Source organism: Amaricoccus sp. (genome assembly GCF_017993425.1).
In the GTDB taxonomy this organism is placed as follows: Bacteria; Pseudomonadota; Alphaproteobacteria; order Rhodobacterales; family Rhodobacteraceae; genus Amaricoccus.
The window spans coordinates 70,076-93,788 of record NZ_JAGOMQ010000015.1 but is presented as its reverse complement, the minus strand read 5'-3'; the positions used below and the strand labels follow the sequence as shown (position 1 = coordinate 93,788).

At 67.3% G+C, this 23,713-nt stretch carries 24 protein-coding genes; 4 read left to right on the top strand and 20 right to left on the bottom strand.

The annotated features are described in order from the left end of the window. Positions 1 to 505 precede the first annotated feature (505 nt). Positions 506 to 970: a hypothetical protein gene (locus tag KBB57_RS09355; RefSeq protein ID WP_290749067.1), complete on the bottom strand. Its 465-nt coding sequence runs from the start codon at positions 968 to 970 to the stop codon at positions 506 to 508. Between the two features lie 240 nt (positions 971 to 1,210). On the opposite strand from KBB57_RS09355, the gene KBB57_RS09350 reads away from it, so the two are divergent. Both KBB57_RS09350 and KBB57_RS09345 read left to right on the top strand, forming a co-directional pair. Then, the gene (locus tag KBB57_RS09350; RefSeq protein WP_290749064.1) at positions 1,211 to 1,957 is read left to right on the top strand and encodes a hypothetical protein; all 747 of its coding nucleotides are present in this window, start codon (positions 1,211 to 1,213) and stop codon (positions 1,955 to 1,957) included. A 4-nt stretch (positions 1,958 to 1,961) separates the two neighbouring features. Further along, the gene (locus tag KBB57_RS09345) at positions 1,962 to 2,471 is read left to right on the top strand and encodes a hypothetical protein (protein ID WP_290749062.1); all 510 of its coding nucleotides are present in this window, start codon (positions 1,962 to 1,964) and stop codon (positions 2,469 to 2,471) included. A 401-nt stretch (positions 2,472 to 2,872) separates the two neighbouring features. Here KBB57_RS09345 and KBB57_RS09340 read toward each other — a convergent pair whose 3' ends face one another. The 6 genes from KBB57_RS09340 to KBB57_RS09315 form a co-directional block, all read right to left on the bottom strand. Beyond that, positions 2,873 to 3,781 (bottom strand): hypothetical protein, encoded by a 909-nt coding sequence (locus tag KBB57_RS09340; RefSeq protein ID WP_290749060.1) that lies wholly within the window; start codon positions 3,779 to 3,781, stop codon positions 2,873 to 2,875. Next, positions 3,781 to 5,757, bottom strand: coding sequence for a hypothetical protein (locus tag KBB57_RS09335; protein WP_290749057.1), 1,977 nt, complete (start codon positions 5,755 to 5,757; stop codon positions 3,781 to 3,783). Before KBB57_RS09335 ends, KBB57_RS09340 begins: the two co-directional genes overlap by 1 nt. A 14-nt stretch (positions 5,758 to 5,771) precedes the next feature. Then, on the bottom strand, positions 5,772 to 6,245 hold the full coding sequence (locus tag KBB57_RS09330) for a hypothetical protein (protein ID WP_290749054.1): 474 nt from the start codon (positions 6,243 to 6,245) through the stop codon (positions 5,772 to 5,774). Positions 6,246 to 6,254: 9 nt separating this feature from the next. Beyond that, positions 6,255 to 6,956: a DUF2793 domain-containing protein gene (locus KBB57_RS09325; RefSeq protein ID WP_290749051.1), complete on the bottom strand. Its 702-nt coding sequence runs from the start codon at positions 6,954 to 6,956 to the stop codon at positions 6,255 to 6,257. 8 nt (positions 6,957 to 6,964) lie between these two features. Continuing rightward, positions 6,965 to 10,753 (bottom strand): glycoside hydrolase TIM-barrel-like domain-containing protein, encoded by a 3,789-nt coding sequence (locus KBB57_RS09320; RefSeq protein WP_290749049.1) that lies wholly within the window; start codon positions 10,751 to 10,753, stop codon positions 6,965 to 6,967. Positions 10,754 to 10,878: 125 nt separating this feature from the next. After that, positions 10,879 to 11,331: an NlpC/P60 family protein gene (locus tag KBB57_RS09315; RefSeq protein WP_290749047.1), complete on the bottom strand. Its 453-nt coding sequence runs from the start codon at positions 11,329 to 11,331 to the stop codon at positions 10,879 to 10,881. Between the two features lie 246 nt (positions 11,332 to 11,577). Between KBB57_RS09315 and KBB57_RS09310 the strand changes: the two genes are divergently transcribed. Beyond that, positions 11,578 to 12,261 (top strand): hypothetical protein, encoded by a 684-nt coding sequence (locus KBB57_RS09310; protein ID WP_290749044.1) that lies wholly within the window; start codon positions 11,578 to 11,580, stop codon positions 12,259 to 12,261. Positions 12,262 to 12,264: 3 nt separating this feature from the next. Here KBB57_RS09310 and KBB57_RS09305 read toward each other — a convergent pair whose 3' ends face one another. The 10 genes from KBB57_RS09305 to KBB57_RS09260 form a co-directional block, all read right to left on the bottom strand. Next, positions 12,265 to 13,152 (bottom strand): DUF2163 domain-containing protein, encoded by an 888-nt coding sequence (locus tag KBB57_RS09305; protein ID WP_290749041.1) that lies wholly within the window; start codon positions 13,150 to 13,152, stop codon positions 12,265 to 12,267. Then, positions 13,149 to 13,784, bottom strand: coding sequence for a DUF2460 domain-containing protein (locus tag KBB57_RS09300; protein WP_290749038.1), 636 nt, complete (start codon positions 13,782 to 13,784; stop codon positions 13,149 to 13,151). The genes KBB57_RS09305 and KBB57_RS09300 overlap by 4 nt, the downstream gene beginning before the upstream one ends. Before the next feature lie 68 nt (positions 13,785 to 13,852). Then, a complete protein-coding gene (locus KBB57_RS09295; protein WP_290749036.1) occupies positions 13,853 to 15,706 on the bottom strand; it encodes a phage tail length tape measure family protein in 1,854 nt (617 codons plus the stop codon). Positions 15,707 to 15,841: 135 nt separating this feature from the next. Further along, positions 15,842 to 16,219: a hypothetical protein gene (locus KBB57_RS09290; protein WP_290749034.1), complete on the bottom strand. Its 378-nt coding sequence runs from the start codon at positions 16,217 to 16,219 to the stop codon at positions 15,842 to 15,844. Positions 16,220 to 16,305: 86 nt separating this feature from the next. Then, positions 16,306 to 16,701: a hypothetical protein gene (locus tag KBB57_RS09285; protein ID WP_290749031.1), complete on the bottom strand. Its 396-nt coding sequence runs from the start codon at positions 16,699 to 16,701 to the stop codon at positions 16,306 to 16,308. Positions 16,702 to 16,705: 4 nt separating this feature from the next. Continuing rightward, positions 16,706 to 17,029: a hypothetical protein gene (locus tag KBB57_RS09280; RefSeq protein WP_290749029.1), complete on the bottom strand. Its 324-nt coding sequence runs from the start codon at positions 17,027 to 17,029 to the stop codon at positions 16,706 to 16,708. 135 nt (positions 17,030 to 17,164) lie between these two features. After that, positions 17,165 to 17,521 (bottom strand): hypothetical protein, encoded by a 357-nt coding sequence (locus KBB57_RS09275; protein ID WP_290749028.1) that lies wholly within the window; start codon positions 17,519 to 17,521, stop codon positions 17,165 to 17,167. A 63-nt stretch (positions 17,522 to 17,584) separates the two neighbouring features. Then, a complete protein-coding gene (locus KBB57_RS09270; protein WP_290749025.1) occupies positions 17,585 to 19,492 on the bottom strand; it encodes a phage major capsid protein in 1,908 nt (635 codons plus the stop codon). 10 nt (positions 19,493 to 19,502) lie between these two features. Beyond that, positions 19,503 to 21,023 carry a phage portal protein gene (locus KBB57_RS09265; RefSeq protein ID WP_290749023.1) on the bottom strand — a complete coding sequence of 507 codons (1,521 nt, stop codon included), beginning with the start codon at positions 21,021 to 21,023 and terminating at the stop codon, positions 19,503 to 19,505. Then, a complete protein-coding gene (locus tag KBB57_RS09260; RefSeq protein ID WP_290749019.1) occupies positions 21,016 to 21,573 on the bottom strand; it encodes a hypothetical protein in 558 nt (185 codons plus the stop codon). The genes KBB57_RS09265 and KBB57_RS09260 overlap by 8 nt, the downstream gene beginning before the upstream one ends. A 270-nt stretch (positions 21,574 to 21,843) precedes the next feature. Here KBB57_RS09260 and KBB57_RS09255 point away from each other — a divergent pair, with 270 nt between their 5' ends. Continuing rightward, positions 21,844 to 22,782: a hypothetical protein gene (locus tag KBB57_RS09255; protein WP_290749016.1), complete on the top strand. Its 939-nt coding sequence runs from the start codon at positions 21,844 to 21,846 to the stop codon at positions 22,780 to 22,782. Between the two features lie 5 nt (positions 22,783 to 22,787). Here KBB57_RS09255 and ssb read toward each other — a convergent pair whose 3' ends face one another. From ssb to KBB57_RS09240, 3 genes are read right to left on the bottom strand one after another with little or no spacing between them, the layout of a single operon-like run. Beyond that, complete coding sequence (gene ssb / locus KBB57_RS09250) at positions 22,788 to 23,228, bottom strand: single-stranded DNA-binding protein (protein ID WP_290749014.1); 441 nt, start codon at positions 23,226 to 23,228, stop codon at positions 22,788 to 22,790. Positions 23,229 to 23,239: 11 nt separating this feature from the next. After that, on the bottom strand, positions 23,240 to 23,446 hold the full coding sequence (locus tag KBB57_RS09245; RefSeq protein ID WP_290749012.1) for a hypothetical protein: 207 nt from the start codon (positions 23,444 to 23,446) through the stop codon (positions 23,240 to 23,242). After that, the gene (locus tag KBB57_RS09240) at positions 23,433 to 23,693 is read right to left on the bottom strand and encodes a hypothetical protein (protein ID WP_290749010.1); all 261 of its coding nucleotides are present in this window, start codon (positions 23,691 to 23,693) and stop codon (positions 23,433 to 23,435) included. Before KBB57_RS09240 ends, KBB57_RS09245 begins: the two co-directional genes overlap by 14 nt. Between the last annotated feature and the right edge of the window lie 20 nt (positions 23,694 to 23,713).

The following is a 23,713-nucleotide window of genomic DNA, read 5'->3' as shown; positions in this document are numbered from 1 at the left end:
GCCTGGCATGAATGGGAGGTGCTGTCCGAGACCGCCCGCGAGATCGTGCCGATCCGGCGCGAGGTGCGGACGATCATCGAGCTCCTCGATCGGATCGATGATCTGGTCGCCGCGCAGCGAGACGTGGCGGCACTGCATCTCTGATCTCGGCCGCTCTGTCGGGTCCGCGTCAAAGGTGCCTGCGCTCGACGCCTACCGTCGCGGCCCCTCAAGACACGACTTGGTGCTTCGCCCCGACCCAACGAGCGGATTCGAGAGTTTTGGGTCAGGAAACGGGTCAGGGCGCCTGGAGGCGCCCTGAACAAAGACCCACAAGTCTCTGATTTTATTTGGAGCGGGCGAAGGGCTCCATCCGCAAAAACCGACGATCGCGTCAGAGTGAAAAGCGTATAAAGGTCAATCGGTTGGTCTGATCGCCCCGCCGAGGCCCTGCGCAAAATGTTGCCCACGGTGTTGCCCAGTTGCGTTTCTTTCCGCAGGTTGGCTTTTCGACCTGCGGGAAGCGTTACAACGCGCGCGCGGCGCGGACAACCCCCTCGACCGTGGCGGCGAGGTCGCCGGTGTTGTCGATCGTGAGGTCGGCGAGGACCCCGCGCTCGGACGCATGGGCGACCTCGACCCGCGGGTCGCGACGGCCGGCAAGGCGGATTACGCGCCCGCCGAGGGCGCGGATTGCCGCAGCCTCATTCTCGAAACGGATTGAGTCATTCACAACCGCGACCTCGCCGGCGGCGAGCCGGCGGCGGGCCTCGCGATCCCAAGCGGCGAGCCAGAGATCGGGAGCGATCAGGTCGCGCCCCCATTCGGTCCCGAGGGTCTGTTGAGCGACGGTCGGGGTCCGACCGCCCAGGAGGGCGCAGGGCTCGCGCTTAAGGTCGCCGTCGATCTTCCGCTCGATCAGGTCGGGCGTGAGCCCTTGGGCAGCGTAGAAGCTGCGCAGCATGGCTTTCAGGGCAAAGCCGGTGTGCAAGATCGAACCGCCGCCTAGCGCATCCAAGACAGCCCGGGCAACTGTCGACTTGCCCGCGCCGGCCGGGCCGGTCAGACCGAGGACACAGGGAGCCGTAGGCCACGCGGGAGCTGGAAATGAGCGCATTGAACGCGACCGTCCTGTGGGAGGTGTGGGGACTGCGAGCGAACATGTTTCCGCCCTCGCTGGAAGTTTCAGAATCGGATAGGTTAGGTAACTAAGCATGAGGGGATGACTGCCTTGAGCATGTTCACGGCGCGTTGGACCGGCATCGTGGCAGCTTTGGTCTCCCTCCTGTCAGTTGGCACCGCGCATGCCGACCCGGCCGCCTTTGCATTGGTCGATGGCAGGGGGATAGTCTACAAGTACACGGACGAAGACTGCGAGGAGGCGCCATGTGTTCCAAGGTCAAATCTGGAAGCATTGGCGGATATTCTTCCATCGCCTGCCATGTACGAGAATTCACGGACGGTTCCATTTGAGGTCAAAAAGCGCGAGCCTGGCGGGGCGTTCCCGGGCGCAAAATCAATCGTAGCAGCAAGTCCCGACGTCGTGCTTGTGCACTGGTCATCCTTCGCCGAAGTTGATGGTGGTCCTTGCTACCCAAAGGGGGAGCCAGATGATCCCGCTGTAGTTTGCGCGCAAGCTGTGGTCAACCTTCTACGCGATATATACGCTCAGACTTCTGCAAACATTGTCATTTACTCGCGAAAGACTGGTATCTGCGAGGATGATTTCAACAAGAGCCTTAGAGGCATGGTGTACGACGCTATTTCTGGCCAGCCTAAGTTAAATAATTTTCCAAATGATATTGGTTTTGTCGCCATGACGCAGAGCACAGACTGGCGGAACTTTGATACCTCCGCTTCACAGGGTCGACTTAGGCAGTTGATCGATGCTTTGATTGATAACCGGGTGCCAAGATGGAGCTTCGACAAAAGCCAAGGCTTGTGCATTCTCTCTAGCTTGCAGTTGTCCGGTAGGTAGTGGGATGGAGAAGTTCAAAACGTACTTTGGATCTTATTTGAGCGGCATCGCCTCAGTTGTGGCTCTTATCCCCCTGGTGCTTACAAACTTCTCAGTATTCCCCCTGCTTCCAGGGAACTTCTCGTCCATATTCGGATTTATGTGCACAGTACTCAACTTCCTTATAATTGGGCTAGTCGTATTTTTCATTGATTCTCTCAAGAAATACCTTTCTCCAGCCGCCCCCTTGTCCAAAGGAGAGGCCAAGATTTCGAGACTGCTACAGTTGATTCCTGTTGCGCTGACTATTATTTTTATTGTTAGTTGCTTTTACTATATTGCGGTTAATGAGCGCATCATTAGAGACATCTTCATTGCAGATATGTTTGTATTTAGCAGCGCTAATATGCTGTGCGTGGCGGCTCTTACAATTATGTTTGTTGGTCCGATTGTTGCACTGACGCTGATGGGAGCAAAAGACGCGATCGAGAGAGAGCGATCGGATGGCGAGACTGGCGGCCCCTCCGCATCTTAGATTTAGAGATTGAAAAGGGTGAAGCACTCATCTCCATAGGATGCGAGCTAAGGGCCACAGAAGCCATGCGGCAAACCGGATCAGCACTATAGTGGCCGTCGTTAAGGCGATCACGTCAGTTATGGTGACGTAAACCGTTCCGCCCTCGAAGCCGAATGTCAGAATCTCGACGTCAACAAAGCGCCGGGCGACCATCGCAAGTGACTGCGGATCGGCGACCTGGGCGACCAGCCGGACCGCTCGGTCGGCCCCGGTTGCTGTGACAAGAGTCGCGATCAGGTAGGAGTCGACTCGGGGGATCGCGGGACGCATCAACGCGCGGCCCCCCGATCCGAGTGGGTCGGTTTGGGCATTGGGCAATCCTCCGATTGCGAGAGGGGCGGCGCGCGGCCTGGGCCGCGCTATGGGGCAACGTAGGCCGTCCCTTGCAGCCATTGCAGCAGCGTCGCCTTTTCGGCCGTCGTCAGCAGGCGGCAGATAAAGCCGAAGCGGCCGAGATAGCCGTTGAAAGGCATATTCGAGGCCCCGCCGGTCCGGCGGTGCCCGGCCTGAATGCGCGACATGATTTCAATGCTCGTCGTCGCGGATTTCGCCGGCGAGACCGCTTGCGAGACCACGGGGACTCCGTTGACCTCGATCCGCAGCGCCCCGCCATTGGTCGCGAAGGCGTCGAAATCATACTCGCCATAAACCAGCTTCCAGCCGGCAGGCACGGTCGAGCCGAAGGCAAGGCCGTTCAGGAAGGCCGCGGTGTTGTTGTGCCGCAGCGTCGCCGAGAAGCCGTCCGCGGTCGCGTCGCAGCGGAATAGCTCGACAAAGCTTCCCGAAGTCTCGCCCCGCGCGAATGTCCAGGGGACCCCCGTCGTCGCGCCATCGGTCCAGATCAGGCCGAAGGTCGAGAGCCGAAGCCCAGGCGTTCCCATGTTGATCGAGACGATCGTGTCGAGCCGATCGTCTATCCCGTCGAAGGCGAAACAGCGCCGGCCCTCGACCTCGGCGAGCAGCGGCCGGGCGTCCGCCGTCGCCGTCCACAGCGCGGGGTTGAAGGCTCCGCGTTCCCCCTGATAGCCGAAGCGACCGACAGGTTGCCCGACCTCCGTAACCGCCGGGCCGGACAGGTCGGTCGCCCCGGTGGCGGTCTGGCGATTCTGCGGAAAGTAGGGGTCCCAGCAAATCCCGAGGGTGTCGAAGGTCGCGAGCGGGAAGGCGATCGGCTTCCGCCAAAGGGTTTCCGCGCCGAATTGCAGCGCGGCCGCCTCCGTCGAGCCGTAGAACATCCGCGCCGCCGTGCGGAGGTCGAGCGTCGTCATCAGGTCGCCTCGATCACATAGAACCGCCCGGCGACCGGCGAGCCGGGCGGCGAGGACACAACCTCGACAACCGGCCCCAGGGCGGCGATCGCGGCGTCGATCGCCGCGCTCATCGCCGCCGGTTGCACGGCCGAGTCCGCCTTCGTCCCCTGGGCCGCCGTGGCGTAGGCCGAGGCGGCGGCCGCGATCGCGGCGGCGATCGCCGAGGCCATCGCCGCCGGTTGCACGGCCGAGTCCGCCTTGACGCCTTGCGCCACGGTCGCCGCGAGCGCCGGCGCGCCCAGGCGGCCGAAGCCGAGAAGCCCGGTCAGGCGCGGCGCGAGGTCGGCGGCCGCGACGATCTGGCGGGCCTCAGACGGGTGCGTGCCGTCCCCGGTCGCGTAGTTGGCCGCGCCCGTGACCGGCCAGTTGCCTTCCGCCGTACCGCCGAGGGCCGCATAGAAGTCAAAGCCGGCGTCGCATTCGCCGGGGCTGCCATAGGCGAGGCCCGCATAGAGCCCGCGGCGCATAATCAGGTCCGCGAGTTTGAACTGATCGCCGTTGGTCCCGGTCGCGTAGTCCGAGGCAAAGATCGCGTCGTCATTCTTGCCGGTCTGATTGCCGGCGGTCGCCCAGGCGTCCGACGTGTTGGTCTGCGGCGCGAGGGTGCATCGGACGATCCGCGCCCCGGCTTTCAGCTTCGAGCGCAGCCAATCGTTATGCCACCGGTAGCGGGTCCGCAGGCCGGTGGAATCCCAGGCCGACCGGCTCGTCTCAGTCCAGGTCGAGACCGCCTCGAAGGCGACGCCCGAGCGGCGGTCATTGTGCAGGAGGTCGGTCACAACCGCAGAGCCGTAGCGCATCAGGTCGGCCCGCACGTCGGACCGGCCATAACCGGCCATCAGGTTGCCGACCTTCGTCCCGGCGACCGAAACGTCAATGAAGGCGTATCCCATCGCGTTCAGGGCGCGCTTCAAGAAATTCTTGACCCCGAAGGCGTCGCCGACATCCGTCCCGTTCGCGCCGGTGCCGGGCGAGGCGAGGTCGGCGACGATCGAGTCGCCGTCCACGATCACAACAGGCGCGGTGCCGGTGCCGAGGACCGCGATCGGCCCGAATGCCGAGGTAAGCGAGGCGTTCGGAACGCTCGACCAGTTGGTCGCGAAGACCAGATCGGCCCCGCTCGTCGCCGCTTCGTTGTGATTGAGGTCGCCGAGGGTCGGGATACAGTACCGGCCGCGCGGATTGGGCGCGACCGACCCGTCCGCCGCGACGCATTCGGTCTGCGCAAAGTATTCCTGACCGGCGGTCAGCGCGAGCGCGGTGCGGTCCGAGCGGAAGCGGACCCCGTTCGGGACAGTGATCGTGTAGCCGTCGCCCGAGACGGTGCAGCCCGCGACCCCGGCCATGCCGAAGAACGTCAAGCGGGTAACGGTCGCGCTCGACTGATTTTTGCCGGTCCCCGAGATCCCGGTCAGGATCGCGGCCCGATATTTCGCCGTGACCCCGCTCGAAATCCCGGCTTCCAATTCCTGATCGACCGCGCCGGTCGAGATAACCCGACCGTGCAGGAACTCGAACCAGGGTCGATCAATCGCGACGTTGGTCCGGTCGCGTTGCCGGTGCGTCGCCCGCTCGCCGCCGGCATAGGTGCCGCCCGAGCCGATCATCAATTGCGCCCGGACCGACCCGGACGTGATCGAGGCCCGCGCGTCGGCGTCGGCGGCGAGCGCCGCCGCGATCGCGGTCGCCTGGGCGGCAGGTTGCACGGCCGAGTCCGCCTTCGCCCCTTGGGCCGCGCTCGCGTAGGCCGAGGCCGCGGCGGCGATCGCCGCCGCGACCGCCTCGGCCGAGGCCGCGTCGCCGGCAAACAGCGCCGAGTCGGCGATCGCCGAGACCACGTCCCGCAGGCGGGCCGGGTTGATGAAGCGCGCCGAATTGTCGGGAAGCCGGGCGAGGATCAGCGCCGCGATTTCCTCGCGGGTCATTGCCGCCATGTCGGGGACTCCGGTCAGGCCCGAAAGCCGAGCGAGAAGCCGGCCGAGAAGTCGGCCGCCTCGATCGTCGGCGAGGGCGTTTCGATATAGAGCAGGTCGATCGAGAATTGCAGGCCCCAGACCCGCGCCGCCGCCGGGAAGGCTTGAACCTCGGCCCCGGCCGGGACCATGCGCTCGACCAGTCCGCCCAGGTCCTCGGGGGCGCGATGCACGATCTCGGATAGCTCGTCGGCGAAGGCCCAGAGCGCCGCCTCGATCGACTGATCGCCGACCGCCCAGGCAAAGACGTTCGCCCGGTCCTCGACAATGAAATCGCGCGAGCCGATCCCGGCGACCTGGGCCGAGATCTGTTGCAGTTGCAGGGCGTAGGCCGGCAGGCCCTCGGCCGAGACGGGAAAGGGCGAGCCGGTCAGGTCGCGCGCGCCGATCAGGTCGGCGGCGAGGCGCGCCCGGATCGCGCCGGCGATCCGGTTTCGATTGTAGGACATGGGCGACCCTCAGACCGCGAGGCCGGGCAGCAGCAGCAGCGTCGCAAGCTTGACCTGCCCGCCGGTGAAGTTGCTTCCGACCTTCGCGACAATCACGTCGGTCGCCGCGTAGGTCGCGAACGGGCCGACAACCCCGATATTGCTCGACCCGAGGGCGATCCCGAGCGAGCCGCCATAGCGCGAGCCGTCGCCGGTGTCGCCGACGTTGTAGGAACTCGCCCCAGTGATCGCCGCGACGGTTTTCGAGGCGACCCCGAGGACGATCGCCCGCGTCGGGATCAGGCCGGTCGCGGTCACGGAAGCGCCGGCGAGGGTCAAGGTCGCCTCGCGGATCGCGAGCCCTAGGGTCGCCCCCGAGGTCAGGCCGGCGACCTCGCCCTCGCGCCAACCGAAGGACCCGGCGAAAACATGAGGACGGCCGGTATCGAGCGCGAAGGCGCGGCGGCCGAAGTAGGGCGACGAGGCGACCCAGGCCCCGCCGGTGAAGACCGCCACGTCGCCGGCGTCGGCGTCGCCGAAGCCGGTCGCGCCGGTCGGGACGATATACGCCTCGCCCTCGACCGGCGATCCCGGCGCGGCCGTGGTGGTCGCCGAGGCGACCAGCCCGCCGATCGCCGCGTCGATCATGTCGAGCGCGGCGTTATGGGTGACATGCTTTTGCGCCTGATCGGCCGCGATGAAGGGGAAGCCGAAACGCGAGGTCGCGGACATGCGGACTCCTAGCCGGTGAATTCGACCTCGGCGCGCGCGCCCCGGCCGAAGGTTTCCGAGATCTGTTGCACCCGAACCCTGAAGGGCGCGGCGATCGCGTCCGCCGCCTGGGCGGCGACGGTGTAGGTGGTCGAGGTCGCGCCGGTGACGGTCCAGGCCCGGACCAGGGTCGCGCCGTCGCGGACCTCGACCCGGTATCGCTCGACCGTCTCGCCTAGCGGAACGTCGCCGTCATCCTCCGGCCAGCCGTCCCCGTCGATCCGGGTCCGCCTGATCCATTCGATCGCGAGGTCGCCCGAGCCGCCCAGGCGGGCGGTCAGATGAACCGGCGCGAACGGCCGGCGGCCGATGCCGGCGAAGGTATGGGCGCGAGTCTTGAAGCCCTTGCCCTCGGGGTTTTTCCCCGCCGGCCCGTAGCGCCAGAAGAACGCCCGCCCAACCTCCCCGGCGGTCATCTCGACCGGGGCGACCGCCAGGTCGAGCAGCACAACCCGCGCGCCGGCGGCGAGGGGCGAGGCCCCGCGCGCGCCCTCGGTCCCGCGTTGCCCGCGCAACAGCCGCGAGATCCGCCAAGTGCGATCGGCGACCAGCTCGGCGGTCGCGAATTGCAGGACTTCCCAGGCCCCCGGCGAATGCTCGATCGCGAGGGCGTTTTTGCCGGCGAGGACCGCCTCGTCGGATCGCGTGACCAGCGAGCCGGCGAACAGTTCGACCTCGACCGTCTCGCCCGACCAGCCCCACAACCGGCCGGGGTCGAGGGCGGTCACGGTTTCGCCGATGGTCGCCCGCAGGCCGCCCCGCGTATTGAGGGCGAACCCGGCGGTTTCCTCGGCCGAGCGGTAGGCGTCGAAGCCGCCCGGCCAGGGCTCGGCGTGTGCCGCAATGAAGCCGACATGATCGGCCGCCGGCGAGCCCGCCAGGACCGGCAGGTCGAGGAAGGCGGCGAGGACCGTCGACGACCCCGGCTCAACAAAGCGCGTCGGGGCGCGGTCGATCCCCGCCGAGAGGGCGAAGGCCCCCGGCGCGTAGATCGCGGCCTCGACCTTCATCGTCTCGCCGCGGGCGACCTTCTCGACGATGAATTTCTGCGGCCCGACCTCGGGGAGATCGAGCGAGAACAGCGAGCCGGGCCGGACCGCCTGGGCCGAGGGCGGCAGCGCGAGCGCGATCCGCTCGCGCGCCGCCGCCGAGGTCCGCAGGATCGTCTCGGCGAGGACCGTCGCGCGATCCTTGTCGAGAACAAGCGGCGTGTCCGCCTCGGCGATCCCGTCCTCGAGCCCGGCCTCGATCGCGACCCGGGCCGCGCCGCTTTCATAGTCCTTCGAGCCGTCCACGTAGCGCAGGATCACCGCGCGGGCGGCGTCCTCGATCCCGCTTCGGGTCAGGGTGAAGCGGGACGCCTCGCCGGCGTCGATCAGGTCGTCGAGGTCGAGCGCCGCCGCCGGGATTGCCGCCGAGCGCGAGCGGAAGGTCAGGACCCCGCGATCGAAAGCCGCGTCGATCCGAAGCACGATTTCGAGCGGTTGCGACCAGTCGCGGAATGCGGTCGGCCCGGCCATCGCGTAGCCGTCCGCCTGCCCGTAGCAGCCCGACAGGTCGAGGTCGGACGCCTGCCAGCCGTGGAAGGTTAGAAGCCGCCGGCGGATCGCGTCGGCCGCCGGCATCGCGCCGGCGCGGCCATTGAGCCAGTGCCCGCGCCGCCATGCGGCGGCGTCGGCCCAGATCCCCGCGAGGGTCGGGAATTCCGGCCAGGGCCGGGCATCCCAGGCCCAGACCAGCACGTCTGCCGGGTCGAGCAGGTCCGCGCCGTTGTCCCGCCACCATTCGAGCAGCGCCCGCAGATATTGCCGGGCGATGAAGTCGTCGCGTAGCCCGGCCGAGAACCAGGGCAGGCCCGACTCGGACGTGTTGACCGCCGAGAACAGGTTAGGCTGATTGGTCCCGTGATCGACCGCCGGGCAGCCGCATTCGGTGAACCAGAGCGGTTTCGCGTTCGCCGTCCAGCCGGACCCCGAGGCATCGCGGACCCCGCCCGGCCGGTGGCGGTGCGTGTGCCCGAACCAGTCGCGGATTGCCTTTTGCCGGAAGACCCAATGCTCGCCGTGCGCGGTGTCGGCGATCGGGGTCCTGACCTGGGCGAGCCGGTCGCCGGTCGAGGCATAGAACCAATCGAAGTATTCGCCGCCCTCGACATTGGCTTTCAGATAGTCGAGGTCGTAGATCGAGACGTGTCCGGCCTCGGGGTCGTAGTCGGCATGATCGGCCCCCGGCCGCCAGTCCGAGAGCGGCAAGTAATTGTCGATCCCGACGAAATCGACATGCGGCGAGGTCCAGAGCGGATCGAGGTTGAAAAACACGTCGCCCGAGCCGTCCGCCGGCCGGTGCGAGTGATATTCCGACCAGTCGGCCGCGTAGGAGATCAGCGCGTCGGGCAGGACCGCGGAAACGTCCGCGGCGAGCGCGACCAGCCCGTCAACAAAGGGATAGTCGCCCGACCCCGGCTCGGTCGATTGCGTGAGCCCGACGGTTTCGGACCCGATCAGGAAGGCATCAACCCCGCCCGCAGCCGCGGCGAGGTGCGCGAGGTGCAGAATGAACCGGCGATAGGACCATTCGGCCGGCCCGGTGTAGTCAACCGCGTCGCCGTCGAGGTCGAAGTCGGACGCCTCTGCGGTCCCCAGGAAGGCGGCGATCTCGGTCGCAACCGACTCGCCGGCGGTGGCGCGAATGCGACCGCGCCAAGGGTTTTCGCCTTGGAAGCCGACCCCCGAGGGATCGGGCAATTCTCCCTCGGGAATGTCCATCATAACGAACGGATAGAGGACAACCCGCAGACCGCGCGCCGTGAGGTCGCGGATCGCCTCGATCACGGAACGGTCGGCCGGGGTCGAGCCATAGACCGGCCGGCCGGCCTTCTGCGAGATCAGGTCGGCGGTCGCACGATCGAGCCCGCCGGCGAGCCATGCCGGATCGGTCGCCTTTAGCTTATTCTCGACCTTCGGCCGGACGGTGCAGAGCCCGGCCCGCAGATCGTCGCCGAACCATGTCACCACAAGCGCGACGGTGCCGACGTTCGGCAGCGTCCCTTGCAGCGTGTCGATCGAGATCGCCCAATCCGAAGTCGAGGGAAAGCGGTGCGAATTCTCCGCCGCCTCGCGGACAACCTCGCCGTGCGAGTCATGCTCGATCCGCTTCACAACCTCGGGCATGTAGCCCCATTCGGTCGAGCCGGGGATCAGGTCGACTCCGCGGATCAGGCCCTCGACCTCCCCCGAGCCGGCGAAGACCTCTACCGTGATTTGCGGAATGCGGTTGCCGTAGTCGGCGAGCGGCAGATCCTCGAAAACCAGATAAGCAACCCCGCGATAGGCCGGGGCCTCGCCCTCGATCGCCACGATCAGCGGATCGGGGTCCTGGGCCTCGGTCCCCCTGTAGAACCGGACCTCGACCGTCGAGGGATCGAGCAGACGGTTGTTCGCCCAGATCCGGCCGAAGTGCCGCACGGCCGAGCCGCGGGTGTCGGCGAGCGCCAGGGCGAAGGAAACCGAATAGCTGTAGGTCGTGGACTCGACCGTCTGCGAGGAATGCTTGCCTGTCTTGTATTTGTCCCGATCGGTGTCGGCGGTTTCCTTGATCCGCGTCGCCCAAATCACGGTGCCGCCGACCTTGGCGCGGCCGTTGATCCAGGGGATTCCGTTGCCTTCGGTCGAGGTCATCACGTCGAGGTTTTCGAGCCGCGGTCCGAACCGCTTTTGCGTCGAGGAATTGCCGCCGCCGAAGATCGCCGAGTCGATCATGCCGCCGGCGACTTGCGCGCCGGCGACCGCGACCGCCGAGACCAGCGCGCCGCCGAGGCCGCCGAGCCCAGCGGTCAGCGAGGAAGCGATCGCGGTCAGGGCGAGGGTTGCCATTAGAGAGACTCCTAGAGTGGGGCGGCCGGGAAAGAGGCCGCCCAGGCGATCCGCCCCGCCCAGGCGGAAAGCGGGACCTCGACAACCCCGAGCCGTTCGGTCGCGTGAATGAAGCGGCCGCACTGGGCGAGGATTCCGACATGGGCCTCGTGGCCATCGGTCCGCCGGATCGCGACCAGATCGCCGGGGCCGGCCTCGGCCGGCCGGCGCGGCAGCATATGGCGATCGCCGAGGGCGATCAGGTGGCGCGGCCATGCCGCCGCCCAATCGGGCGACCAGGGCAGCGCCGGCGGCGCGGGCGCGCCGGTCACGGCCGCCCAAACGCCCCGCGCTAGGCCGATGCAGTCGCAGCCGACCCCCCGCAGGCTCGCGCCGCGGGCGTAGGGCGTGCCGATCCAACCTCGCGCGATTAGGAGAACTAAACGAGCGTCCGCGGCAGGTGGGACGCCGGAGGCATCTTGCATGGCAGTCCCTTTGGTTGCATACATTAGCAAGCAACAAGATAATATGTAGGGTCTACATTGACACAAGAAGTTATGTTGTGGCTGAAGAATGCGTTCTTAAATACGGCAACTGCGACCGCATTGGTTGTAATTATCGCACTATTGTTTAGAGACTCAATTCTACATTTTATACAGAAGCGAGTTGAATCTACTTTCTCATCCCGCCTTGCCAAGCTTGAGAGTGACTTGCGAAAGAATGAGAATGAGATGCGCGACTCGCAGTCACATATTTTAGAAAAGATACGGAAAGAGAGCGACGTTTTAGTCGATAGCAGAATTGAAGCGGTAAAGGCCATATGGAAGGCGCATTGTGAGGCTCAACAACTTGCGTTCTACGCTAACTTCCTGAAGGTTCTTAAGTTCGAGGCAATCGGGAAGGCTATCGGAGAGGCCGGCATGAAGGAGTTTGCCGGTACGATAGGTGCCGGATTGGAAAACGAGAAATTTGTCGAACTTGGGCGTAAAGCCAGCGGACTTGAGTATAGACCGTTCGTCCCCGAGAGAATATGGGACCTGCACACGGCGTACAATATGGTGATGTTCTCAGCAGCAGGAACCTGGCTGCTTTGGAAAATCGGGATGGACCCGGTGAAGATAACTGATACTTCGAAAATGATTGAGCTGGTCTCGCGAGTCCTTCCGACGTATGCCGCATATATCGAGAAGTACAAGTTGACGGCACTGTATCACCTTGCGGACGAGTTAGACGCAAACCTCGTAAGTGAAATGAGGCATCTGCTTACGGGTGAGGCCACGGATATCGAAGCCGCGCGGAGAGCGTCAAAGGCAATGGCGACGGCCCAGTTCGCCAGATCAGATCCAGCAATACTCAAAGCGGCAAGCGATCTCGCAGCCCGCTACGCCGATCCAGATACTCCGCAACCGCAATGAGTTTCAGTCACCGGATCGTCGCCCCCCATCAAGCGCCGGGTCGCCCGTGACAGCATACTCGGCCGCGAAGCCCTCGCCGGGCATTTGCGGGAAGCCGCGGAAGTTGACCGCGTTCGCGAACTTGGCCCGGCAGGTCGCAAAGGTCTTGTCGCATCCGGCGGTCACGGTGAAGGCGTCGCCGGCCTCGATCGGGAAAGGCGGGTCGCGCCAAAGCGCGATCGTCCGCCCGGCGATCCCGCTTCCGAAGGCGCGGACCTCGGACCGCGTTCCGGCATTCGCCCCCGAGGCCCAGGTCAGGACTCCGCGGTTGAACCAGCCGAGCGCGAAGCCGCCGAGGCCGGTCACGGTGAAGCCGTCCGCGAGCAAAGCCGCGACCGCGCCCGAGCCCGTGAAGCTCGCGCCGTCGAGATCAACCCCGCAGCGGGAATCCCCGACCGCGGCCGAGCATTCGGGAATGAAGCGGCTGCCGGCCTTCGCGCCCAGGCGGGCGACCTCGGACCGCATCTCGGCGCGGAACCCGACCTCGCCGCGCTCGACCTCGCCGACGATAAAGGTCCCCTGCAATTGCCGGGCGGCCGGCGCGCTCCAATTCACGTCGAAGATCTCGACCCGCGCGCCGTCATAGACGCCCCGGATCAGATCGGCTGGGGTGATCCGGTCCGAGGACAAGGCCCCGGCAATGTCCTGATCGTCAACCGCGAGGCCCAGGGACTCGGACAATTCCGAGCCCTCGAAGGCCGAGGCCGCCTCATAGGTCAGGCCGCCGAAGGTGATCGGGGCGTCATGGTCGGTAAAGCCCAGGACCTCGCCGTCGGCGCGCTCGACCCGCCAGCAAAGCGCCCGCGTCGTGTTGCCGGTGGCAAGGTGAGCGATGTACTCGGACTCGCTCATTCTCGGACCTCGATCAAGGGGACCTCGGGGATCGAGCCGACCCCGCGGTCATCGGCGAAGAACGCCATATCGACCGCGATCGAGGCCGAGGCGAAGCGGACCGGAACGTCGAACTCGAAGCCGGCGCGGACCGCCTCGCCGGGGTCGGGCGCGGTGGTGAAGGTGACGAGTCCGGTCAGGTGGTTGACCGACCAGCCCGAGCCGAGGGCGACGCCCGCGACCGCGACGTTGACGGTCCCGGCGACGGGTTTCGTGATCTCGCGCCAGTAGGGCGCGAGCGACCCGTATCGCTTGCGCAGTTGAAACGTGACCGCCTCGCCGTCGCCGGTGCCGAGCAGTTGGTCGGTCGCCGCCGGCGTCGCCGAGGGCGCGCAGCTCTTGAAGTCCGACCAGTCGCGGAAGCGGAAGGAATGCAGCGGCCCGCGCATTTCCTCGAAAAGCGCCAGGACCTCGCCGAGATCGTCGGCGGTCCTGATCCCGAGGCCGGCCTGATAGGACCGCCGCGAGGCGTGCCATCGGGCGTTGCGTTCCTCGAAGCCGGACGCGAGGGGCGCGATATTGACCCGCCGCTCGGGGCCGCCGACAACCCCGCCGGCGACGTTGCGGGGAAACGAAACGTCAAAGAAAGCCATTGCCGCGCGCCCTCGGGGTTGTGGTGGCGAAAACAGGCCCTCGGGGTTGTGAGCCCCGAGGGCGAGGGTCAGAGGTTGCGCGAGCCGCGCGAAACCGCCCGCGAGATCGTCGCGGCGACCTGTCCCCGGCTCGCCTCGAAGGCCGCCGGATTCGGGGTCGAGATATTGACGATCACGGGGGCCGAGCCGCGCGGATCGCCGCGCCGGGCGACGGAAACCCGCTCGCCCTTCGAGACCCGCATGACCGCGACGTTCCGGTCGATCCCGCCCTTGCCGCCGACCTCGAAATCGCCGCCGTTGGCGAAGCTCGGGAGGCCGCCGCCGCCGCCGAACAGGCCGCCCAGGACCTTGCCGAAGAAACCGGCGATCCCGCCGCCGCCGCCAGCGCCGCCCGAGCCGAGCCCCTGGGCCGCCTCGGCGACCCGGCGGAAAGCATCGTTGACGATCCCGTCCGCCATTTGGTTTGCGGTATCGAGCATCCGGTCGGCGAAGCCGCGGAACGAAAGATCGCCCTCGCGGATCATGCCGCCGATCGCCGCGCCGACCCCGCTCGCGAGGTCCTGAAACCGGCCGCCGACCGTCTCGGTCGCCGCCGTCGCCGGATCGACCATGTTGCCTTGCAGCTTGCCGAACTCGAGCCCGACCTCGGCGACCATATCGGGGACGTAGGAATGCCCGACGACTCGGTCATAGAGCCGGGCGAAGGCGTCGCCGACCCATTCGACCTTGCCGACAACCCAATCGAAGGCGGCGCGAAGGCCCTCGGTCAGCCATTGCTTGATTTCCTCGACCGCCTTCGCGACCGCCGCCGCCGTCTCGGGAAAGACCGCGATGAAGGTATCCGCCATCGCCCGCAGCGCGAGCGAGATCGGCGCAAAGGCTTTCTCGAAAAGGCTCATCTCGCCCCAGGCATGCTTGAACCAGCCGATCGTTGCCTCGATCTGCGGCCAAAAGGCGATCATCGCCGCGCTGACCGCGGCGATCCCGGCGGCGATCCCGATAACCGGCAGCGAGGCCGCGCCCAGGACAGCGACCAGGACCCCGAGGCCGGCGACAACCGGGCCGATCGCGACCGCGGCGAGACCGAACAGGACGATGAATTTTTGCATCGGCGCGGGCAGTCCGGTGAAGGCCCCGACCACGGTTTGCATGATCGCGACCAACGGCCGGGCGACCTCGGCGAGAACGCCCCCGACCGACTCTTGCAGGTCGCCCCAGGCGTTGCGGAACTGATCGACAAAGCCGAGGCCCGCGGCGGCCGCCGCCTCGGCCTGTCCGCCGAACTGGCGGGCGAGCTCGTCGAGGATCAGCCCTTGCGCCTGGGCGATCTCGCCCGTATCGACCAGGGCCTTGATCGTCGCTTTCTGATCCTCGGAAAACTGAATGCCGGCGCGGCCGAGCCCGGCGAGCCCCTTGATCGGATCATTCAGCGCCTTGCCGACCTGAATCGCCGTGCCTTTGAGGTCGGTTTTCATCACAGTCGAGATATCGAGGATCGACTGTTGCGCCCGGCGGAAGGCGTCGCCCGAGACGTTGGTGAAGGTCAGCAGTTGCGCGGTCACGTCGCCGAGGACCTGATCGCCGTCGAAGCGGGTCGCCCGCTGAAACCCGGCGGCCATTTCCCCCAATTGCTCGGCGGTGAAGCCGGCCGCGCCGCCGGTCGAGCGGATCGCCTGGGCGACGGCCGTTTGCGCCTTCTCGGCGTCATCCCAGGCTTGCAGCGAGCCGGCGAAGGCGAGGCCGAGGCTTGCGCCGACCTCGGTCATTGCCGCGCCGGCCTTCACCAGCCCCGCGCCGAACCGCTTGACCCGCTCGTTTGCGGACGCGACCGCGCCCTCGACCCCGCGCAGGTTTGCCTTGACCTTGGCGAAGGCCGCGCCGGTCGCGTCGGCCGCCTTGATCCGAAAGAACAGGTCGCGCATCTCAGGATTCCTTGCGGGATAGGTAGGCCATCCAGCCCCTTATTTCCTCGACCGGCAGGTCGAGGATTTCGCCGAGCGATTTGTGGAGCGCGAGGGCGAGGGCGTAGAGGTTGCGGGTCTCAGTGTCGCCCTCGATCAGTTTCCCAGGTCGTCGCCGTCCTCGTCGCCGTCCTCGTCGCCCTTGCCGCGATCGCCACCCAGGATCGCGGTCGCGACCCGCGCGATTACCTTCGGGTCGAGGGCATTCTCGAAGACCTTCAAGGTCGCCGGCGTGTCCTCGAAGGCGGGCGAGCCGTCCGCCTTGCGGGCGAACAGGATCACCGCGAACGCCATCAACCGGGCGTCGTTTTTGTCGCCGGCGCGGGCGGCGAGTTTCTGGCGTTGCCGCAGCGTGACCGGGGCGAAGTAGACTTCGCCGCCCGCGCCGTCCTCGTCGGCCCATTCGGGGACCGCGATTTTCTGATTGCGCATCCGGTCGAAGTGCGCGCGAGCGCGTTCAAGCATGTCGGACATGGGAGTCGACTCCGAGAAAGGAAAGCGCTGACGCCGGGGATCGGCGACCGCGCGGGATCAGGCGGCGGCGGGCGGCGCGGCGGCGGTCAGGGCGTTTCGACCGTATCGGTCGCGAGCGCCCCCTGACCCTCGAAGTTGAAGGTGATCGTGACGAAATCGCCCTTCGGGGCCGAAATCGGCCGGCCGGAAATGATCGCGTTCCCCGAGTAGTAGGTCGCGCCCTCGGCGGTCGAATGCGGATAGAACTCGATCGCGACGATCGCGCCGGGGATCAGCGCCGCCTGCCCTTCGTCCTCGGGGTCGAGGTAGCATTCGACGTTGCCCGACCACGATTGCATCAGGGTTTCCGAGGTCGTCCAGGCTTCGCCCATCCCCCAGCCTTTGACCGTCTCGGTCTGAATGTCGAGCGACCAGCTTTGCACGGCCGCGACCGTGTTCGCGCCGATCTTGACCGCGCCGTTCTTGCCGATGTGATAGGCCATGCCGTCACGTCCTTTCGAGGATCAGGCGGGCGAGGCCCGTCCCGTCCGGTTGAATGCTGCGGACGGTCCAGGCCGTCGCGCCGAGGGTCAGGGTGTCGCCGTCGCCCGCGCCCGCCGGCAGCATGGCCGCCCGACAGGTGAAAACCGGGGTCGAGGTCGAGACGCCCGGCCAGTCCCCGAGCGGTGCGGCGACCGCATGGGCGGCGGTGAAGATCCCGCCGACCTCGACCGCCGGGCTGCCGGCGGCGAGCGCGTAGGACCCGAGTGAGCCGAAGCCGTCCGGGTCGAAGAAGACCGCGAAGTCGTCGGCGTCCTCAATCCCGGCCATCGTCGCCCCCGAGGCCGAGGGCGCGCCCCTGGGGCGCGGCCCCGAGCCGGCGGTTATCGAGCGGCGGGATCGGGCCGGCGGACGGGACCTTGCGCCTGGGCGGCGTCGGCGGCGGCGCGGGCGGCGCGCCGCCGATCATCGCCGGGGCCTCGGCTTGGGGACCTGGGCGGCCGGCGCGCCGGGCGGTTTCGCCGGCGCGAGATCGGGTTCGGGCGGATCGCCGCGAAGGGTGCGGGCGGCGCGGATCGCCTCGATCACGTTGTCGTCGCGGATCAGGTGATCGGCCGCGACCCGCGCGAGCGCGGTCAAGGAAATTCCGTCGATCCGGTTTTCGACCAGGGCGAGGACCGCGAGCGCGAGGCCGCCGGCCGCAAGGTCGATCCAGACCGGATCGACCGCCGCGAGCGCCGGGACGAAATGCGCCGCGAGGCCCAGGCATCCGACCAGAACCGCCGCGATTTCCCGGCGGATAGTCGAGAAATTCGAGAGCATGTCGGGGACTCCGAAAAAGAAAGGCCCGCCCCCGAAAGGGCGGGCCGAGGCGCGGGCGAGCCCTTACGGGATCAGGCGGCCATAGCAGAACGACTCGGCGTGCCGGATCGCGAAATCCACGTCCTGAAACGCGATGACGCGAACCGCGCCGGTCGTCGCCGCGGTGTAGGGATCGACCGTGAGGTCGAGGCCCGACCACATGCCGATCACGAAATCGGCCCAGTTGCCGAGCCACACGTCGCCGGCCGCCGCCTGATTGGAGACGATCGAGCGGTAGCCGTTGACCTGCCCGTCATCGCCCATCACGAAAACCGGGTGCCCGGAGACCTTCGGGGTGGTCTTGAAGTAACCCCGCAGGGTGGCGTTGAAGATGTACGCCATCGAGTCCACGTCGGCGTCGTCGGCGGCGATCGCCGACTCCATCGCGACGATCTCGGCGAAGGTCGGCGCGCCCGAGGCGGCGAAGTCCACCGCGTTGATCGGGGTCGCGTAGTCCTTCAGGCCGTCCGGCGCGTCGGTGTCGGCCGAGCCGTTGAGGGCGACTCCGTCGATCGCGAGCGCGATCACGGTCGCGAGGTCGCGGCGGACCAGGGCCTCGACATCAACGCTCGACTGCAACAGCAGCCGGCGCGAGATCTCGGTGAACGCCCCGACCGTGTGCGGGGTCATCGTGACCTGATCGAAGGCCGCGCCGCTTTGCGTCGGCGCGCTATCCTCGCCGACCCAATAGGCCGTCGCGCCGCCGGTCTGGCGCGGGATCGCGATGTTGCCGACCAGGCCGCCGAGCATGGTCGGATTGGCGCGCATGATCGCCGATTTCCGGCGCAGAAGGTCGATGAAGGACCCCGACAGGAGATCGGTCGCGATCAGGTCCGATCCGGCGGTCGCCGAGCCGGCAGTCAGGTCGGCGGCGCGCTTGCCGGCAGCGAAGTCGGCGCGGGTCAGCACGTCGGCCGGGATCATCAGGCCCTTCGGCGTGGTCCGCATCTTCTCGGCGGCCGCCTCGGACGCCTCGATCTCGAAGCCGGCGGCGGCGCGGAATTTCGCATCGGTCGGGTTGGCGAGGTAGTTGATCGCGTTGACCAGCGAATAGCGCCGGACCTCGCCCTCGGTCATGCCGATCTTCGCCGCGCCCGAGCGGATCGGGGTCTTGTCGCCGCTCGCGAGGTGGTCGAGGACCTTGCGCTGAAAGGCCGCGACGGTGGTGCCGCCGTCGATCGCCGCCTCGACCTCGGCGTCGGGCAGGCCGAACTTGCGGCCCATCGTGGTGATATCGCGAATGCGGGCGCGCTCGGGGCCGACCTGATCGGCCGACTTCGGCTCGGCGGCGGCGCGGGCGGCCTCGGCGGCGACCGCCGGATCGGCGGGGGCGGCAACGGCGGCGGGAACGGGGGTCGTCATGGGGGAAGCTCTTTCGGTGAGGGTGAGGGTGATCGTTTCCATCGAGGGCTCGGCCCGCCCGATCCCGACGGTTTCGTCGGCGGGAAGCGAGACGAGCGAGATCTCGAAGGGGGTCCAGCGTGTCGCGCGGTAGACCGGAATCCCGTCGCGCTCGCCGGCGCGCTCGGCCTTGTCGATCCGGTATCCGACAGAGACCCCGCTGATTTCGCCGTCGCGGACTCGCGCGAGCAATTCGGAGGCGCGCGCGCTCTTGCCAAAGCGCACAACTGCAACGCCCCGGCCCTCGGCGATTTCGGCCGACTCCACGGTTCCGACCTGGGAATCGAGGGTCGCCCGGTGGTCGGCGAGCAACGGCATCACGCCCGCCGCGAGGCGGGAGAGGTCAATTTCGCCGTCGCGGTGCCCGAGGACCTCGAAGCCGAACAAACGCTCGACCGCGGTCTCGGACGAAAACGACAGGCGAATGCGGCGATCGTCCTCGCCGGAGGACTCGGCCGCCGGGTCGGGCGCGACCGCGCGCTCGACCTTGCCCGCCCGGTAGAGCCGGGCGGGAATCTGAAGTGCGGTCATCGGGTACTCCTTAAGCGTCGGGGTCGGGCGGGTCCGCCTGGGCTGGCGCGGCGGGCCTCGGCGCGCCGGTCAGGACGGCCGGGATCGGGACGCCCTTCTCGCGCATCATCGCGAGGTCGTTCGCGAGTTGCGTCACGGTCGCCTCGAAGTCCTCGCCGCGCTCGCCGACGATCTGCGAGGGGGTTTTCAGCCCGTTGCGCAAGTCGGCTTCGTTGGCGAGTGCATCGTCCTTCGGGTTGACTGAAGGCCAGGACCGCGCCCGCCACGTCGCGGCCTCAAATTTCTCCGCCTTGGCGAGCGGCAGGTTGACCGCGTTCGCCAGCGCGAAGGGAAGCCAGCGTCGGAAGACCTCGCCGTGCAGCGTCTCGAAAAGGTCCCGCTGAAACATGCGCCATTCGTCGCGCTCCTCGCCGAGCCCGGCGCGCAAACTCGAGAAATTCGCGCCTTCCATGTCCGAGGTCAGGCCGGCATAGGAAACGCCCAGGCCGGCCGCGCCGCCCCGCAGCATCGCCTTGTTGAAGGCCGGCATTTCCCCGTCAGGGTAATTGGGCGACCAGTTGGCGAGGTCGACTCCCGGCGGCAGCATCGCGGTCATGCCCGGCGTGATCTCGTCGGGAATGTCCGCCTCGGTCGGGGCCGCGCTCGGACTATCGTCCGCCTCTTGCTTGAAGAAGGCCGCGACCGCCGCGCCATAGTGCGCCGCCGCCAGCGCCGACTCCTCGTACCGCGACAGCATGTTGAAGCGCCGCAACGCCGTGTGCGACTGCGGGACCCCGAACTCTTGCTCGGCTTCGGTCGGCCGCCAGGCGTGAATGATATCCTCAGCGGCGACCCGGACCTTGCGCCGGCGGCCGGCGCCGGTCGACTCGGCCGGGTGCGAGGTGAACAGGTGATAGGCGAGCGCCCGGCCGAGCGCGTCGAATTCGATCCCGCCGCGGACAAAGCGACCGTCGCGCAACTCGGCGTTATGGGTCAGGTCGAGCAGGTCGAAATTCAGCGGCGCGACCTGAAAGCCGAACGGGCCGAATTCCGCGCCGCGCATGATCCGCAGGAGGAAATTGCCCTCGCGGGCGAGCATGGTCGCCGCGATGTTTTCGACATTCCACCACGACAGGCGGCCGCAGGGCGTCGCGTTGCCGCGGGTCCCCCACGCTTCCCAGGCCGATTCGATCTTCGCGTTCGCGATCCGGTCCGGCTTGCCGCTCGGGTCGCGCACGTCCATTTGCAGCGCGATCCCGCGGCGGCCGATCACATGCCGCCGGACCATCATCTCGTAAGATCGAACGTAGTCGATATTTTGCGCCGCATAGCGGGCATGGGCGATCAGGCCGCGCAGGTCGCGCCGGGTTTCGTCCCGGCTCGAAATCGAGACCCCGAGGCCGTCGAACCCGGTCGTCAGCCGGCCGGGCCGCGCCGCCTTGAAGGCGCGGGCCGCCTCGGGCTCGACCGCGGCGACCTGGGCGGCGAGGACTGGCTCGCGGCGCGCCGGCGCGGCCGCGCGGCGGAAGGGCCAGAAGCCGCGCTTACTCATCGGCGAACCTCATCGGGCGATAGGCGATCGGCCCGGCCCCGCCCTCGCGGCGGACGATCGCGGCATAGCGGGCGCGCGCGGCGATCAGCTCGGGCAGCGGAATGCGCGCGATCGAGCGGCCCTCGATCGCGTAGGTTTGCGCGTCCTTCGTCACCTTGCCCTCGATCGTCGCGTCGATCGCGTCGAGGATTCGCCGCGCCGCCGAGCGGGTGTCGGCGGCGGTCGCGGCGAGCGGATCGGGCAGGACCTCGAAGGTCCCCGAGGCGAAGGCGGCGCGGGTTTCGTGAACCGCGTCGGTCGCGAGCAGGACCCAGCGCCAGCGCCCAGGCGCGAGGGCCGCGGTGTCGCCGGCGGCGACCGCGAAGCCGACCGCGACCGGATTCGGCGCGGTCGCCTCGACCTCGACCCTCGCGCCGCCGGCCTCGGGGGCGAGGGCGTAGGTCAGGACATAGGCGGCCGAGGGATAGTCCGCCGGGTCGGCGATTTCCCAGGCCCAGCTATCGCCGGCGAACAGCCGCGCCGGCGGGGCGTAGATCGAGCAATCGGCCATGCGGCCCCTCATCGGTTTCAGGTTGCGGAGCGGCGGCGGAACAGCGCCAGGACCGCGGCGAGTAGCGCGGCGAGGCCGCCGGCGGGCGCGGGCGCGGCCGGGGCGGACGAGGCCGCCGGCGGCCTCGCGCCGGCCAGCCGCCGCCATTCCTCGACCGCCGCGTTAGCATCGGGGTCGATCAATTCGGGTCCTGCCTCCAAATGACTTTCGCCAGCGTGTCGAATTCGGTAGGAAGCGCCCTCGCTTGTGCCGCGAAAAGGAATGCTTCCCGTGCTGCACGCTACCGAAGAAGAAACCGACCAGATCGTCGGGTATATGGAATGGCAGGCGCCAGACCTAACGGTTCAATTCGTTCAGAAGATCTACAGCGAGTCCGTAGCGGGTCATCAGCACGACGTTTGGGATGTTCATACAGATAAAGATCGTTGGTGGGTCATAACGAACCCCACGAACCTTTATTCGCAGGACCAATTTCCCAATATGGACCTTGCTCTGACATTCCACATCGGCTTGTGCATCCGCATCCCGCGTTCCGAGAAACCAACGATTGCGGGACAGCCGGTCGAGCCCTTTGTCGAGTGCTTGCGCTACTTGAAAGAAGCCTCGGACGCTCTTTCACAGGCTGAAGAGGTTGCCGACTATCAAGCAATCGGAGTGAGGTGTCGCGAAGGGCTCCTCGCTTTCACGTCGATGGCGCAAAAGGTGGTGCCGTGGACGGGCGACGCCCCACAGCCAAAGCAGGCGGATTTTAAGGCGTGGGTCGATCATGTCTGTAACTCGACCTTGCCCGGTGAGCATCACGCATACCGGCGGCAGCTTTTCAAAAACCTCCTGAATGGCGCGTGGACATTCACAAACTGGCTGACGCACGCCAAGCGGTCCCACTGGCATGACGCAGACGCGGCAGTCTCGACTTGCGAGAATGCGGTTTCCCTCTGCATGTTCGCCTTGATCCAGCATTTTCGCGGCGTGCCTCCCGAGTGTCCGGCTTGCGGCTCGCAGCGTCTTTCTCCGGAACGGGCCTTTAACCCGGAAACGGGGGAGGAATGGGAACGCCCGAACTGCACAAAGTGCGACTGGACCGGGCAGCCCGTTCGCATCGAGCAGTCGATCTCGGAGCCGGAAGCCGCGAAGGCTCCCCCCGACAGTCCTTGTGTGTTGCCGACCGTTCCACTGCGCCGGTTGTTGAAGCCGGGAGAGGGCTTATAGGGCCTCTAAAACGGAATCTCGTCGTCCAGCTCGGGGCCGGGGCGCGAGGCTCCGCCGCCGCCCGAGGACCCGCTGCCGTCGCCCGAGCCGCCCAGGTCGCGGACGTTCGGGACGTAGAGCGCGCCGGTGTAACCCGAGACCACGATCTCGGTCGAAAACCGATCGTTGCCCGCCTGATCCTGCCATTTGCGGGTTTCGAGCCGGCCCGAGACGCAAACCGTCATACCCTTGCGCAGCCGGGCGGCGATATCGGCGAGGAAGTCGTTTTTGACCTCGACCCGGTGCCATTCGGTCTTTTCGCGGACCTCGCCGGTCTGGCGGTCCTTCCAGCGTTCCGAGGTCGCGAGCGACAGCGACGTGACCTTGCCGCCGCTCGGAAAGGTGCGGACCTCGGGGTCGCGGCCAAGATTGCCGATCAGGTCGACTCGATTGAGGGTGTAGCCCATGCGCGGCCCTTTCAGGTCCGAAGGATGCTATCGCCGCGCGCGGCGGCCTCGGCCCAGGCGACCGCCTCGGCGAGCCGGGCGCGGGCCTGATCGACCTCGGGACAGTCGCCCAGTTGCCCTAGAAGCTCCGAGAAGCGCGCGGCGCAGGCGTTCAGCTTGGCGGCGGTCGCCGGCGGGTGCCCGCCCCATTCGTCCGAGCCGGGGCTAGGCCGTGACATGCTTCACAGCCCACATTGCCGCTTGCTCGGCGTTCGTGATCGCGAGCGCCATTTCGCGGCTCCCGCCGATCTCACGACATAGGCCGATGAAGGCGGCGGTTGCCGCCTTGAGCGCGACGATCTGCCCGCGCTCGGCTTCGGTCAGGACCCGATAGTCGGCGCGGACCGCCGCGCGGGCGTCCGCATCGGACGGGAAGCTCGCCCGCGGTGCGGGGGTCGCCGGCGTCGCGGCGTGGTCGAAATCCATCAAGGGGACAGGTCCTCGGG